Origin of the sequence: Nannocystis pusilla, from assembly GCF_026626665.1 — a bacterium.
GTDB lineage: Bacteria > Myxococcota_A > Polyangia > Nannocystales > Nannocystaceae > Nannocystis > Nannocystis pusilla.
This window is the reverse complement of sequence record NZ_JAPNKE010000002.1, coordinates 3,029,754-3,043,883: the sequence shown is the minus strand read 5'-3', so window position 1 is coordinate 3,043,883 and position 14,130 is coordinate 3,029,754. Positions and strand designations below refer to the sequence as shown.

Below are 14,130 nucleotides of genomic sequence, written 5' to 3'. Positions count from 1 at the left end.
CGTTTGGGTCATGTCGCGGGGGACAGGGGCGAAGGTACCTGTCCGAAGGGGCTTGTCGTGAGGGCCGACGTCGAGCCGTCCAGTCCGGAAGGACGGGGCGTTTTGGCCAGGTTGCGAGGGACAGGCGAGGCCCTGACGCTGGCCGGCAGCTTCGAAGAAATGGCGGTTTGGATCGCGGCGGCGCGCGCGGCAGGGGTCGCGCGGGTGCTGGCGGCGCCCGGGCCGGCGGGGCTGACGGGCGAACAAGTGGCCGCCTTGAAGGCCGCGGGGATCGACGGGCTGCGGGTGCGGCTGTACGCGGCCGAGGCGGCGGCGCACGACTGGCACGCGGGCCGCGAGGGGTCGTTCCGGGCCGCGACTGCGACGCTGCGGGCGGCCCGGGCTGTGCGCGTGCCGGTGACGGTGACGACGCCGCTGACGCGCTCGAACACGCGGGTGCTGGCGGCAGTGCCCGGACTGGTCGCCGACGTCGGGGCGCTCGGGTGGCAGGTCTCGGTGGTCGCGGAGGTCCGTCGGCAGGGGCACGGGGCCGTGGCGCCGCGGTTGGCGGTCGCGGTGCCGTACGCCTTGCAGGCGCTCGTGGCGGCCGAGCGAGCCGGGCTGCTCGCGGCGATCGCCGGGGCGCCGCTGTGCTTGCTCGGGCCGCTGCGCGACCGCGCGGTGCCTTCGCCGACGCTCGCGTTCGCCGCGAGCTGCGGCGAGTGCGGGCTGCGGGCGAGCTGTCCGGGGGTCGACGGCGAGTATCTGCGCCGCTTCGACGCCGGCGAGCTGACGCCCGCGCGGTCCGGCGAGGGGAGCGCTGCCGGCGGTTCGCGTGCGAAGAGACTTCGGGACATGTTCTCGGGGCCATGGCTCGGATTGTCGGAGGCGTCGTGCTGGCCGATCTGACGCTGCCGGCGCCCGGATCGGAGACGGCGCGCGGGCTGTTCTCGATCGCGCTGCGGCGAGCGCTGACCGACCTGCTGCGCCTGCCGCCCGGACCGGGGCCGAACGGCGCGGCGTGGGGGCGGTTCGTGCCGGAGCTGCGACGGATCGCCGTGCGGGCGCCCGGGGCCCTGGCGAGCGCGGTGCGGCGGCCGACGATCGGGACGCTGATCCGTTGCCTGCGCGGACGGCCGGACCCGGCGTTGCAGGGCGAGCTGCTGGCGACGCTGGCGCTCGAGCTCGCGGTCGCGGGTGTCCTCGAGGACAGGTTTCAGGTGCCGCAGCCGCCGCGCGGGTGCTGTGTCTCGGGGCTCGCTGCGCCCTGCAGCCGCCGCCGGGGCCGCTGACGATCGGGCCGAGGGGCTGGCAGGCCGGCGGAGCGGGCGGGCCGCTCGGAGAGGACTTCGGGACATGTCCGTCCGAGCATGTGACGAGGGACATGTATGAAAGCTTCGCCGGGCCCATCGCCCTGGCGCTGCGGCGCGACAACAACCCGCTGGCGGAGCTGGAGGCCCACCCCGACAAGTCCGGCAGCGGGCTCGATCTCGGCGGGCAGCCGGTCGCGGCCTGGCTGGCGGGGCTGCGCGCAGGGCTGGGGCTCGTCGAGGCGCACCTGCCGGGGCTGCGGGCCGAGCTCGACGTCGGCCTCGCGCTGGTGGTGCCGGTCGGGCACGACCGCGAGCGGCACCTGTCGGCGTCGTATCAGGAGGCGATCGGGACGGTCTACCTGAGCCTGCACCCGAGCGCGCTGACTCTGGCGGAGGCGCTGATCCACGAGTTCTCGCACAACAAGCTGCACGCGCTGCTCGAGCAGGGGCCGATCCTGGAGAACGCCTGGTCGCCGCTGTACGCGTCGCCGGTGCGGCCCGACCCGCGGCCGCTGCACGGGGTGCTGCTGGCGGCCCACGCGTTCCTGCCGGTGGCGGCGATGCTCGAGTCGATGCTGTCCTCGGGGACATCCGAGGTCGAGGGCCGGCTGCGACAGGTCGCGCGCGGCAACCACGAGGCGGTCGAGACGCTGCGGCAGCACGCGCGGACGACGGCCCTCGGCGCGCCGCTGCTGGCGGAACTGATGCGGCTCGACGATCGCTTCCGCCGCTTCCGGGAGGGCTGACCGTGCCGGGGCTGCTCGACATGATCCTCGGCTACGACTGCAACCTGTGGTGCGACTACTGCACGATCGGGCCGGAGCTGCGCGGGCGAGCGCTGTCGACGGCGCACGCGCTGGCGTCGCTGCGGCAGGGGCGGGCGCAGGGGCTCGACGCGCTGTCGATCACGGGCGGCGAGCCGACGATCCGCCCCGACTTGCTGGCGATCGTGCGCGCCGGGCGGGCGCTCGGGTTCGCCGACATCAAGGTGCAGTCGAACGGGCTGATGTACGCGCACGGCGACAACCTGGCGCGGCTGCTGGCGGCCGGGACGACGCGCCTGCACGTGTCGATCCACACCCACCGGGCCGACCGCTACGAGCATCTGGTCCGAAGGACAGGTACGTACGCGGCGATGGTCGGCGGGCTGCAGCGCGCGGTCGCCAGCGGAGCGGCCCTGGTGGTCGATCTGATCGTCAAGCGCGACACGATGGCCGACCTGCCGGCGGCGATCGACTGGCTCGCCCAGCTCGGGGTGCGCGCGGTCGACCTCTGGTACGTATCGCTGACCGACGCCAACGCGGCCCGCCCGGAGTCGCTGCCGCGGATGTCGGAGGCGCTGCCGTTCGTGACCGAGGCGCTGGCGCGCGGGCGCAGGCAGGCGATGACGCTGCGCTCGCTGCACGTCCCGCGCTGTCTGCTCGGGGAGGACCACGCGCACGCGTGGGATCCCGGCGCCGACCGCGTGGTGGTGGTGACGCCGGAGGCCACGTTCGCGCTGAAGGACAGCCGCCTCGCCGGTCGGGTCAAGGTGCCGGCGTGCGCGGGCTGTCCTTTCGAGCAGGTCTGTCCGGGCGTGCGGCCAGACTACCTGGCGGTGTTCGGCGACGGCGAGATCGCGGCCGCGCGGGGGCAGGCGGCGACGCGCGGGCCGACGCGGCTGCCGATCGCGCGGTGAGGCGGCGAGGCCCGGCCGCCGGCGTGGACGCGCGGGGCCAGCAGCTTCAGCCGTCGTTGCCGTGGCAGCACTCGCCGACGACGCCTGCTCGAGGTCGACGGCGTAGTGACGCTCCGAATCGATGCGCGTCGGCCGCAGTCTCGCGTCCGACCGCGAGCGGCGCGAAGACGCGGGCCTGCGAGCCGACATGTCGCCAGGGACATGTGTAAGCGGGCATGTCCCCGGCGACATGGCGCCGGGGACATGTCCACACGAGCTACTTGCGACGCAGCAGCGGGGCGAGGAAGCGGCCGGTGTGCGAGGCCTCGATCTTGGCCACTTCCTCCGGCGTGCCCTCGGCGATGACGAGGCCGCCGCCCTGGCCGCCTTCGGGGCCGAGGTCGACGATCCAGTCGGCGCACTTGATGACGTCGAGGTTGTGCTCGATGACGAGGACGGTGTTGCCGGCGTCGACCAGGCGCTGGAGCACGTGGAGCAGGCGGGCGATGTCCTCGAAGTGGAGGCCGGTGGTCGGCTCGTCGAGGACGTAGAGGGTGTTGCCGGTCTGTACCTTGCACAGCTCGCGGCTGAGCTTGACGCGCTGGGCCTCGCCGCCGGACATCGTCGTCGCGGTCTGGCCGATCTTCATGTAGCCGAGGCCGACGTCGACCAGGGTGTTGAGGATCCGCTTGAGCGGCGGGTGGTTCTCGAAGATCTGCAGGCAGTCGTCGACGCTGCTGTCGAGGACCTCGGCGATCGTGCGGCCCTTGTAGGTGACGCCGAGGGTCTGGGCGTTGTAGCGCTTGCCGCCACACACCTCGCACGGGACGTATACGTCGCTGAGGAAGTGCATCTCGACCTTGATCACGCCGTCGCCCTGGCAGGCCTCGCAGCGGCCGCCCTTGACGTTGAAGCTGAAGCGGCCGGCCTTCCAGCCGCGCGCGCGCGACTCGAGCAGCTGGGCGAACAGCTCGCGGATCAGGTCGAACGACTTGGTGTACGTGCCGGGGTTCGAGCGCGGGGTGCGGCCGATCGGGCGCTGGTCGATGGCGATGACCTTGTCGAGCTTCTCGAGGCCGGACAGGCCCTTGTGGGCGCCGATGCGCTCGAGGCTGCCGTGCAGCTTGTTGCTGAGCGCGGGCAGCAGGATGCCGTTGACGAGCGAGCTCTTGCCGGCGCCGCTGACCCCGGTGACCGCGACCAGGCCGCCGAGCGGGATGGTGACGTCGATGCCGCGGAGGTTGTGCTCGGCGGCCCCGAGGACCTTGATCTTGCCCTTCGCGGGCCGCCGCGCGGCCGGGACGGCGATCTCCTTGCGGCCCGGAGATAGGCGCCGGTGAGGCTCTCCTTGCAGCGCGCCAGCTCCTTGGCGGTGCCGCTGAACACGACCTTGCCGCCGAGGTGGCCGGCGCCGGGGCCGAAGTCGACCACGTGGTCGGCGGCGCGGATGGTGTCCTCGTCGTGCTCGACCACCACGACGGTGTTGCCGAGGTCGCGCAGGTGCTGCAGCGTGCGGATGAGCCGCATGTTGTCGCGCTGGTGGAGGCCGATGCTCGGCTCGTCGAGCACGTACATCACGCCGCTGAGCTCGGAGCCGAGCTGGCTGGCGAGGCGGATCCGCTGGGCCTCGCCGCCGGACAGGGTGGGGCCCGAGCGATCGAGGGTGAGGTAGTCGAGGCCGACGTTGAGCAGGAAGGTGAGGCGGGCGGCGATCTCGCGCAGCGCGCCCTCGGCGATGGTCTTCTGCTGGCCGGTGAGGGTGAGCGCGGCGAAGTGCTTGCTGGCCTGGAGGACGGTCAGCGCGGTGGACTCGGCGATGTTGGCCCCGGACACGCGCACCGCGAGGCTCTCGGGGCGCAGCCGCTTGCCGCTGCACACGTCGCACGGGACCTCGCGGAAGTACTTGCGGTAGTAGTCGCGTGCGGCCTCGCTGTCGGTCTCGCGGAAGCGACGCATGAGGTTGGGGATCACGCCCTCGAACCGCATGCCCCAGGTGCCCTGCGAGCTGCTGTTCTCGCTGCCCCACTTGACGGCGATCTTCTGCTCGCCCTGGACCCCGAACAGCACGGTGTCGCGCTTCTTCTTCGGCAGCTCCTTCCACGGCTTGTCGAGGTCGACGGCGCAGGCGTCGGCCAGCGCCTCGACGATGCGGAAGGTCCAGCCCTCGCCGCGCTCCATGGCCGAGGCCCACGGGGCGATCGCGCCGTCGCGGATGCTGAGGCTCGGGTCGGGCACGACGAGGTCGGGCGCGGCCTCGTTGCGGGTGCCGAGGCCGTTGCAGTCGGGGCACATGCCGAGCGGGCTGTTGAACGAGAAGCTGGCCGGGTTGAGCTCGGGGAAGCTCTTGCCGCAGCAGCTGCGCGACTCGGAGAACTGCAGCTTGAGCCCCGGGGCGTTGCCCTTGCCCTCGGCCTCGGCCCGCAGCTCGCCCTTGCCCTCGCGCAGCGCGAGCTCGACGCTCTCGGTGATCCGCCGCCGGTCCTCGGCGCGGACCGTGATGCGGTCGACCACGAGGGCGATGGTGTGCTTGAATTTCTTGTCGAGCTTGGGCGGGTCGTCGAGGCGGTGGAGCTCGCCGTCGACCTCGACGCGGAGGAAGCCGCGCCCGCGCAGTTCCTCGAACAGGTCCTTGAACTCGCCCTTGCGGTGGGTGACGAGCGGGGCGAAGGGTCAGCTTGCTACCTGGCGCTTCGGCCAGGAGCGCGTCGACGATCTGCTCCGGCGAGGAGCTGCGCACCGGCTTGCCGCAGTCGGTGCAGTGCTGGGTGCCGACGCGGGCGTAGAGCACGCGCAGGTAGTCGTAGATCTCCGTGATCGTGCCGACGGTCGAGCGCGGGTTGTTGGAGGCGCTCTTCTGCTCGATCGCAATCGTCGGCGACAGGCCGCGCAGGTGCTCGATCTTCGGCCGCTCGAGCTGGCCCAGGAACTGGCGCGCGTAGGCCGACAGGCTCTCGATGTAGCGCCGCTGCCCCTCGGCGTAGAGGGTGTCGAAGGCGAGGCTCGACTTGCCCGAGCCGCTCACGCCGGTGAAGACGACGAGCTTGCGCTTGGGGACGAGCAGCTCGTCGATCTGCAGGTTGTGCTCGTGCGCGCCCTTGACCTCGATGAAGTCGGGCTCGCGCACGGGGCTCAGGCGGGCGGTCCGTTCCGGGGTGTCCACGTCGCCGTGTTAGCACGCGTTTTCGCGCCCGCCGACACCGCCGCTCGCCTGTGCAGGTGAAAGTTGCGCACGTGTTCGGGTGTTCAGGTGCGATCTCGCGCCGATCTCCCGGCCCGACCTGCGCTCCGGCCCGGGCGCGCGGCTTCTCAAGCTTCTCAAGCGGGCCGCGTGCCCCTATTAGAGGGCCCCACGCCCGGGTGGTGGAATCGGTAGACACAGGGGACTAAAATCCCCGGCGCAAGCGTGCGGGTTCGAGTCCCGCCCCGGGCATCGTCGACCTGGCCAGGCGCGGCGAGATCTGCGGCCGCGACGGCGGCCCGTCCGCCGGTCGGGCCGCCGAGCTGGCCGGCAGGCCATGTCTTTCAGGACATGGCCGAAGGAGCAGGCTCGGCGGCTGGCGAACGATCGGTCGCGGCCGGGTCGCGGTGCGTGAGCCGGTCGAGGCGCTGCTCCGAGCTCTCACGAGCGCCGCGCCCGGACGGGCCGTGGCGCGGACAGCCGCGGGCAGGGGCGCCGGTGCGCGCCTGGTCTCGAGGGCATGCTTTTAAAACATGGCTGAAGAGGCATGCCCGAGAGGACATGTCCTCAGGGCTTGTACGCGTCGGCCAGCCACACCCAGCGGAACTCGCACTGGTCGGCCGGGCCGGCGTACGAGCGCAGGTTGTGGAGGCTGCCGGCGACCGAACCGACCGGGTTGTGGTTCTGGTCGTAGGGGGATCTTGGCCTGCTTGGCCTCTCCCATGCCGGCGACGACCTCCAGGCCCGAGAACTGGCCGACGAGCTCGTAGCTGCCCGGCGGGTTGCCGCACACGTTGTTGCCGGGGCACGCCTGCACCTGCGACGGGGCGACGGAGAACTCGAGCGCGTCGGGCCACGGCGCCGGCAGCTCGGCGGTGCCGGGCACGCGCATGCCGGCGACGAACATGCTCGAGGCGAGGTTGTTGAGGTTGCCCGGCTTGGCGAAGCGGACCATCCGCGTCTTGCAGGTGTTGGCGTCGGCGAAGCCGGTGCCGACGTAGGCGACGCTGACGCAGGTGCCGGGCGGGATGTCGGGGATGGCCGACTCCGGACCCTCGACGTGGACCGCGAAGGTCTGGTTGGCGAGGCACTGCGTGTTGCCCATGATGCAGTCCTGGACCGAGTTGCAGGCGCGGAACTTGAAGGTGCCGGCGTCGGGCTCGGCCGCGAGGATGCCCTGGATGACGGGGCCGAACGCGGCGTTGCAGAGGGCCGGGGCGGGGGTGTGCTGGACGGTGATCTCGAGGTTCGGGGCGGCGATCTGCGGACACAGGTCGCCGGGCGAGAGGTCGGGCTTCGGCTGCGAGGTGTCGTTCGTCGTCGTGCTCGCGGTCGAGTCGCCGTCGCTGGTGCTCGTGGCCAGGGTGTCGACGCTCTCGGTGGTGCTGGTGGCCGGGTCGGTGGTCGCGGCGGTGCCGGTGGTCGCCGCGGCGGTGGTGTCGCTGGTCGCGGCGGTCGGGTCGACCGTGGTGCCCTGACTGCTGCTGCCGCCGCCGCCGCTGGTCGGATCGGCGGTGGCGGAGGTGCTGCCGGGGCTCGTCGTGCTCAATGAGTCGCCGGTGTCGCTCGCGAGGAGGCCCTGGCTGGCGTTGTAGGCCGGGTTCGGGACGGTACACGCCGCGAGGAGGACGATGCCGAGGGCGGGAGAGCAGGTCGGGCGGCGCATGATGCGAGGCTAGTCGGCGCTCGCGCGCGCAAGCAAGAGCGAAGACGCGCCCGGTGATTTCGCCCCGGGGCGCGGCCCTGCGGCGGTTTGGCCCGGCCGGAGGCGAACGACCTGGCCGAACGGCCAGGTGGTGGCGAGGGCTCAGACGGGCGGGACGCTCTCGGCGAAGGCGAGGTGGAGGACCATGCGCGCGCCGCCGGTGTGGCGGGTGTCGAGCGCGAGGCGGCCGCCCGAGCCCTCGGTGAGGCCGCGGGCGATCGCCAGGCCGAGGCCGGCGCCCTCGTGGTTCTCGCCGCCGGCGCCGCGGAAGAACGGGGTGAAGATGTGCGGCTGATCCTCGACCGGGATGCCCGGCCCCTGATCGACGACGGCGAGCTCGACGCCGCCCTCGACGACGACGACCTCGACGCGGACCTCGCCGCCGGGCGGGCTGTGGACGACGGCGTTGTCGATGAGGTTGCGGAGGGCGCGGGTGAGGTCGGCCGCGCCGCCGCGCACCTCGACCGGGAACTCGTCGATCGCGGGCGGCACCGCGATGGTGACGCCGCGATCGTCGAGGTGGCCGCGGGCCATCCGCACGGCCTCGCGCACGACGTCGGCGACCCGGGCGCGCCCGCGCGTGGCCGGGGCGCCGCCCTGGGCCCGCGCGAGCCGCAGGAGGTCCTCGGCGAGGGCGATGAGGGCGTCGACCGAGGACAACATCTCGCGCAGGGCGGCGCGGTACTCGTCGACGTCGCGGTCGCGTCGCAGCGCGAGCTGCAGCTCGCCGCGCAGCGAGGCCAGCGGCGAGCGCAGCTCGTGGGCGGCGTGCGAGATGAAGCGCCGCTGCGACGACACGACCTCGTCGAGGCGGCTGATCATGTGGTCGAGGTCGGTGGCGAGCGAGCGCGTCTCGTCGGCGCCCATGACCCGCGGATCGCCGACGCGCGCGGCGAGGTCGCCCTCGGCGACCAGGCGGGCGACGTGCGCGACCGAGTGGACGTCGCGGGCGAGCCGCTCGCCGAGCCAGCGGGCGATCAGCGCGGTGGCTCCGGCGGCACAGACGAAGATGAGGAGGAGGAGCTCGAACAGGGTGGTGGTGTCGTCCTCGACGGTGCTCTTGGAGACGGCGTAGAGCAGGGCCTCGCCCTGATCGCCGGTCGGCATGACGACGCCGCGCAGGCGCGCCTCGCCGAGCTCGAGGTCGACGGCCACGCCGTCCCACGGCAGCGCGTGCCGCAAGCCCAGCGCGGCGAGCGTCCCGGGGGCCTGGCCGGCGAAGCTCTCCGACGCGGTCTCGAGCACGGTGTCGGGGCCGTAGATCGCAGTGTAACGCGGGGTCGGATCGATGCTCTCGGGCACGTCGGCGTGGCCCTCGTCGAGCGGATGGCCGGCGTAGTAGGTGCCGGGCAGGTGCTGGGCGAGGGCGGTGGCCTGGCGGAACAGGGCGTTGTCGAGGTCCGAGATCTCGAGCGCGCGGATCAGCAGGTAGAGCGGGACGAACGACAGCGCGAGGGCGACGACGGTGACGCCTGTGACCGCGGCGACCAGGCGGTTGCGGAGCTTCATGCCTCGTTCTGCCAGCGGTAGCCGACGCCGCGCACGGTCTCGATGCGAGCGGCGTGCTCGCCGAGCTTGGTGCGCAGGTTCTTGACGTGGACCTCGACGACGTTGGAGCCGGGGTCGAAGGACAGCTCCCAGACCTTCTGCAGCAGCTCGGTGCGCGGGACGACGCGCCCGGCCTCGCGCACGAGGTAGCTGAGCAGCAGGAACTCGCGCGGGGTGAGGTCGAGGCGCCGGCCCGAGAGGGTGACGGTGCGCTCGTGCCGGTCGATGCGCACGGGGCCGACCTCGAGGTAACGATCGCCGTGGCCGCGCCGGCCGAGCGCGCGCACGCGGGCCAGCAACTCGCCGAGGTCGAACGGCTTGGGCAGGAAGTCGTCGGCGCCCGCGTCGAGGCCGGCGACGCGCTCCTGGATCTCGGCGCGCGCGGTGAGCATGAGGATCGGCATGGTCGCGCCGGCCGAGCGCAGCGTGCGGCACACGGTCAGCCCGTCGACCGAGGGCAGCATCCAGTCGAGGATCACGAGGTCGTAGCTGATGCTGCGGCTCTGGCTGATGGCGACGCCGCCGTCCTCCACGAGGTCGACGACGTAGCCCTCCTCGGCCAGGGCGCGCAGCAAAAAGCTGGCGAGCTTCTTGTTGTCCTCGACGATGAGGATCTTCATCGCGCGGATGATAGCGCCGGTCGTCGCGGCCGGCCGGGGTGCCCGGGCCGCAGTCGCGTCCGCAGCGCGGCCTGGCGCGGCGACGGGAGCGGGCGCGGGCGGGCATCGGCGTGCCCCGGAAGCGTGGGCGCAAAACGCGCGAGCGCTGGCGGGCCCGGGCGTGGCGGCGGGGCGCGTCCGACTCGCGGCGGCGGTCAAAGCGAGTATGCTTGCACCCGTGACGCGCGCCTCCAGACGCCTCGCGCTCGCGCTGCTGCTCGTGAGCGCCGCCTGCCTCCCCTCCGGCGAGCTCGTCGCCATCGACGGCAGTCACCGCATGCTCGCCCGCGACCCGCAGTCGGGGCTGAGCGTGGTTTTGACGACGGGGGCCTGGCAGGGCATCCCGAGCGACCTCGACGAGCAAGTCACGGTGATCCACGTCCTGGTCGCCAACCTGGGCAACCGACCGATCCGCCTGGCGCCCGGCGACATCGACCTGATCGACGAGCGCGGCTTCCGGCGCGATCTCCTCGACGCCGGCGGCTCGTTCGTCCAGGCCGGGCAGAACGACAACGGCTATCACCCGGGTCGTCAGCTCGACTTCGGCCGCATCGAGTGGGTGGGCGGCGACGTCGCCTCGTCGGCGCTGCCGTGGGGCGTGCTGGTGCCGGGCACCTCGATGCGCGGCTACGTGTACTTCGAGAAGGTCGATCGGGCCAACGCTGCGACCCTCACCTGGCACTTCCACGACAGCGACAGCCGCCCGGTCGTCGACCTCACCTTCGATCTCTACGTCGCCCGTGGCTCGCAGACGTGAGCCACAGGCGAGCGGCCGCCTGCGCCGCCGGGGTCGCACCTGTCTCTCGGGGCTGGTGGTCGCGTGCGCGGCGGCGGCGGGGCTGTCGGCGCGTCCGGCCGCGGCCGGCAACCGCGAGACCAACCCGCTGAGCAACGAGGCGGCGCTGACCGGCGGGGCGGTGACGGCCCTCGGGCGCGACACCGGGGCCATCTACTACAACCCGGCCGGGCTCGGGGCGGTGCGGCGGACGCAGTTCAACCTGTCGACCCAGGCGGCCCAGTTCCGCGCCCGCATCGTGCCGTACGCGGCGGTCGCCGACCTGCCGAACGGCTCGCGCGACGCGGCGACGCTGAGCAGCTTGCAAGGTCTGGTGATGCCGTCGTCGCTGGCGGTGACGCGCCACGTCGGCCGCGGGGTCACGCTCGGGGTCGGCTACTTCGCGCCCGACTACGACTACTATGACTACTCGGCGTCGCTGCAGGGGGCCGGCGGCGGGACGGAGTACGACGCGCGCATCCAGGTCGACGGGTGGGTCTACCGCTACCACGCGGGGGCGGCGGTCGGCTGGCAGCCGCACCCGCGCTTCCGCATCGGCGCGACGCTGTTCGGCACCTACGGCTGGCAGCGCGAGGAGATGCGGATGTGGATCGACGCGGCGTCGGGCACCGCGGACGCGCGCACCGACGCCACCCGCACCGTCGACTTCGACAACAAGCGCTCGATCTTCGGCGGCGAGGCGGTGGTCGGCCTGCAGTGGGAGTTCGCCAAGAACGTCCACCTCGGCCTGACCTTTCGGACACCTCGCTTCGTCGCCTTCGAGATCCACCGCAGCTACCTGCTCAACAACTCGAACGTCGACCGGCCCGACGGCGACGACGAGTACAAGTTCGAGTTCGACGACTCGCCGTCGCCGTCGCGGCGCGGGCGGGTGGCGCCGATGCGCCTCACCATGGGGGTCGCCTACGCGCTGCCGAAGCGGCGCGGGTGGGTCAGCGGCGAGATGGACTTCAGTCCGGGGCTGCGGCCGAAGGGCTCCGACATCAACATCCGCCCGCTCTGGAACGTCCGCGCCGGCGCCCGCCTGCGCACCGCGGAGCGGCTGTACTTCGGCATCGGCGTGTTCTCCGACCGCGACGATCAGACCCACACCTCGGCGTTCCCGCAGTTTCGCATCAACTATTACGGGGTCACCACCGGGGTCGAGTTCTTCTCGCCGGTCCGCCTCGGCAAGGGCGAGCGGGCCCGCAGCATCGTGTTCTCGACCTGCATCGCGGTCCGCTACAGCTACGGCCGCGGCTCGGCGGCGCAGATCATCTTCGACCTGCGCGACGCGCCGAGCGGCCGCGTGGGCTACGACATCGGCACGGTCGACCGGGTGGCGTTCCACCTGTTCGCCGGCCACCTCGGCATGGGCACGTACTTCTAGCCGGCGCGGCGAGGACGTGTCCCTGCGGACAGCTCCGGCGCGCGGCCGGGGCAGGAAAGAAAGGTCTCTCGGGACATGTCCCGAGAGACCTGGCTCAAGGGCTGGCGAGGCCCTCACTTCTTGGTGACCAGCACCTTGTCGATGACGTGGACGAGGCCGTTGCTGGCGGGGATGTTGACCTCGAGCAGCTTGGCGCCGTCGATCGTCATCTCGGCGTCCTGGGTCTGCTTGATCGGCAGCTCGGGGCCGGCGGCGGTCGGCGCGGTGCGGTAGTTGCCGATCTTGGCGGTGTCGTTGAGGCCCGGGATGAAGTGGTACTTGAGCGCCTTCTGCAGCTGCTCCTTGTTCTTCTTCCACTTGTCGAGGGTGCCCTTGGGCAGCTTGGCGAACGCCTCGTCGGTGGGGACGAGGATGGTGAGGCTGACGTCGGCGCTGGCGAGCTCCTTGTCGAGCTCGGCGGCGACCAGCAGCTCGTGGAAGGTCTTGCCCTTCTCGAGCCCGGCGACGACGGCGGCCAGGTCCTTGGCGGCGGGGGCCGGTTCGGGGGCAGGGGCGGCCTCCGGCTCGGGGGTGGCCTCGGCCTCGGGCTCCGGCGCGGGGGCGGGTGCGGGGGCGGCCGGCTCGGGCGTCTCGGAGGCCGAGTCCTTCTTGCAGCCGACGTTCGTGCTCGCGCTCGCGACGAGCAGGGACAGTGCGATGAGTCTCAGGTTCACGATGGGGGCCTCCAGATCTCGACGGTAAACCGGCGAGCGCCTCGGCGGCAACTTTTATCGGCGCTGCGAGCTTGACGGGCGACGGAGCGATGGGCTGTGCTCTTGACGATGTTTTGTTCGCCTCGGTGTGTCTCCTCGGTGCTCTCCTGTGTCCTCGCCGGCGCGGCGCTCTCGGCCTGCGGCGAGCCCGGCGGCGATACGAGCGACGTGTCGGCCACGGCGCCGACGACCCAGTCGCCCACGGGCGCGTCGACGGTCGATCCGAGCGCGTCGGGCAGCGCCTCCGAGGGCAGCAGCGACGCGAGCGACAGCACGGACGGGCAGACCGGGTCGTCGGGGGCCGTGAGCACCTCGGGGCCGCAGCCGACCACAGGGACCGATCCGACGGCGACCGCGACGTCGACGACGTCGACGACGACGTCGCCGTTCACCACCGGCGAAGACACCGACACCGGCTGGTGGGAGACGACGACCGAGGGCGGCGACATGTGCAAGGTCAACATCGACATCGTGTTCGTGATGGACGTGTCGACGTCGATGTCGGCGATCTTGCAGAAGCTGGCCGACGAGATCCTGGTGGTCGATCAGGCGATCGCGGCGCTCGACGTGGAGACGCAGCCGAGCTACGGCCTGGTGGTGTTCGTCGACGACGCGACGATCATCAACAACGGCGCGCCGTACGCCGACGCGGCCTCGCTGCAGGCCGACTTCATCGAGTGGAGCACGTTCACCCAGAGCAACTCGCAGACCGACGGCAACGGCTCGAACGGCGACTGGCCCGAGAACACGATCGACGGGCTGTACCTGGCGGCGTACGGGTTCCAGTGGCGGCCGACGGAGTCGACGCTGCGGATGATCATCCACACCACCGACGACACGTTCGGGGACAAGGGCGCCAACCAGAGCGGCGAGGTCATCCAGCACAGCTACGACGAGACGGTGCTCGGGCTGCAGGAGCGCGAGATCCGCGTGTTCAGCTTCGTCGACAACGACATGACCGGCGGGCCGGGCAACAACGAGGACGTGAGCATGGGCTTTTTCACCCCCTACCAGGGGAAGACCCCGATCCCGCAGGCCACCGACGGCGGGGCGTTCAACATCAACGACGTGTACGAGGGCCAGCTCAGCCTGTCCGCGGCGATCAATCAGTCGGTCGAAGACAGCCTGTGCTCGCAGTACATCCCGATGTGAGGCCGTGCTATAAGCGCGGGCG

11 protein-coding genes, 1 tRNA gene and 1 pseudogene are annotated in these 14,130 nt (G+C 72.0%); 8 read left to right on the top strand and 5 right to left on the bottom strand.

Translation table 11 applies throughout. From position 1 onward, the window contains the following. Window positions 1-102 precede the first annotated feature (102 nt). From OV079_RS13230 to OV079_RS13215, 4 genes are all read left to right on the top strand, one after another. On the top strand, window positions 103-888 hold the full coding sequence (locus OV079_RS13230; RefSeq protein ID WP_267768725.1) for a hypothetical protein: 786 nt from the start codon (window positions 103-105) through the stop codon (window positions 886-888). Further along, a complete protein-coding gene (locus OV079_RS13225) occupies window positions 873-1,271 on the top strand; it encodes a hypothetical protein (protein WP_267768724.1) in 399 nt (132 codons plus the stop codon). Before OV079_RS13230 ends, OV079_RS13225 begins: the two co-directional genes overlap by 16 nt. A gap of 92 nt (window positions 1,272-1,363) precedes the next feature. Then, a complete protein-coding gene (locus OV079_RS13220) occupies window positions 1,364-2,038 on the top strand; it encodes an aKG-HExxH-type peptide beta-hydroxylase (RefSeq protein ID WP_267768723.1) in 675 nt (224 codons plus the stop codon). A 2-nt stretch (window positions 2,039-2,040) separates the two neighbouring features. After that, entirely contained in the window at window positions 2,041-2,970 is a 930-nt protein-coding gene (locus OV079_RS13215; protein WP_267768722.1) for a radical SAM protein, read from the top strand. Window positions 2,971-3,226: 256 nt separating this feature from the next. Here OV079_RS13215 and uvrA read toward each other — a convergent pair. Continuing rightward, a pseudogene (uvrA, locus tag OV079_RS57805) lies at window positions 3,227-6,073 on the bottom strand (excinuclease ABC subunit UvrA). 227 nt (window positions 6,074-6,300) lie between these two features. Here uvrA and OV079_RS13205 point away from each other — a divergent pair. Then, a tRNA-OTHER gene (locus OV079_RS13205) sits at window positions 6,301-6,379 on the top strand. Between the two features lie 274 nt (window positions 6,380-6,653). Here OV079_RS13205 and OV079_RS13200 read toward each other — a convergent pair. The 3 genes from OV079_RS13200 to OV079_RS13190 all read right to left on the bottom strand — a co-directional run bounded on the left by OV079_RS13200 (window position 6,654) and on the right by OV079_RS13190 (window position 10,000). Continuing rightward, window positions 6,654-7,793 (bottom strand): hypothetical protein, encoded by a 1,140-nt coding sequence (locus OV079_RS13200; protein ID WP_267768720.1) that lies wholly within the window; start codon window positions 7,791-7,793, stop codon window positions 6,654-6,656. Between the two features lie 141 nt (window positions 7,794-7,934). Then, window positions 7,935-9,341 (bottom strand): HAMP domain-containing sensor histidine kinase, encoded by a 1,407-nt coding sequence (locus OV079_RS13195; RefSeq protein ID WP_267768718.1) that lies wholly within the window; start codon window positions 9,339-9,341, stop codon window positions 7,935-7,937. Continuing rightward, window positions 9,338-10,000, bottom strand: coding sequence for a response regulator transcription factor (locus OV079_RS13190; RefSeq protein ID WP_267768716.1), 663 nt, complete (start codon window positions 9,998-10,000; stop codon window positions 9,338-9,340). Before OV079_RS13190 ends, OV079_RS13195 begins: the two co-directional genes overlap by 4 nt. Window positions 10,001-10,217: 217 nt before the next feature. Between OV079_RS13190 and OV079_RS13185 the strand changes: the two genes are divergently transcribed. Next, window positions 10,218-10,796, top strand: a complete 579-nt coding sequence (locus tag OV079_RS13185) for a hypothetical protein (RefSeq protein ID WP_267768714.1) — start codon at window positions 10,218-10,220, stop codon at window positions 10,794-10,796. Further along, a complete protein-coding gene (locus tag OV079_RS13180) occupies window positions 10,780-12,204 on the top strand; it encodes an OmpP1/FadL family transporter (RefSeq protein WP_267768712.1) in 1,425 nt (474 codons plus the stop codon). Before OV079_RS13185 ends, OV079_RS13180 begins: the two co-directional genes overlap by 17 nt. A 113-nt stretch (window positions 12,205-12,317) precedes the next feature. On the opposite strand, the gene OV079_RS13175 is transcribed toward OV079_RS13180, so the two are convergent. Then, on the bottom strand, window positions 12,318-12,917 hold the full coding sequence (locus OV079_RS13175; protein ID WP_267768711.1) for a fasciclin domain-containing protein: 600 nt from the start codon (window positions 12,915-12,917) through the stop codon (window positions 12,318-12,320). A gap of 138 nt (window positions 12,918-13,055) precedes the next feature. Between OV079_RS13175 and OV079_RS13170 the strand changes: the two genes are divergently transcribed. Further along, on the top strand, window positions 13,056-14,108 hold the full coding sequence (locus tag OV079_RS13170; protein ID WP_267768709.1) for a vWA domain-containing protein: 1,053 nt from the start codon (window positions 13,056-13,058) through the stop codon (window positions 14,106-14,108). Window positions 14,109-14,130 lie beyond the last annotated feature (22 nt).

What these genes read in the sequence shown, in the direction of transcription:
- OV079_RS13190 (WP_267768716.1), bottom strand. Translation starts at nt 10,000, where the DNA reads ATGAAGATCCTCATCGTCGAGGACAACAAGAAGCTCGCCAGCTTTTTG.
- OV079_RS13200 (WP_267768720.1), bottom strand. Translation starts at nt 7,793, where the DNA reads ATGCGCCGCCCGACCTGCTCTCCCGCCCTCGGCATCGTCCTCCTCGCG.
- OV079_RS13195 (WP_267768718.1), bottom strand. Translation starts at nt 9,341, where the DNA reads ATGAAGCTCCGCAACCGCCTGGTCGCCGCGGTCACAGGCGTCACCGTC.
- OV079_RS13220 (WP_267768723.1), top strand. Translation starts at nt 1,364, where the DNA reads ATGTATGAAAGCTTCGCCGGGCCCATCGCCCTGGCGCTGCGGCGCGAC.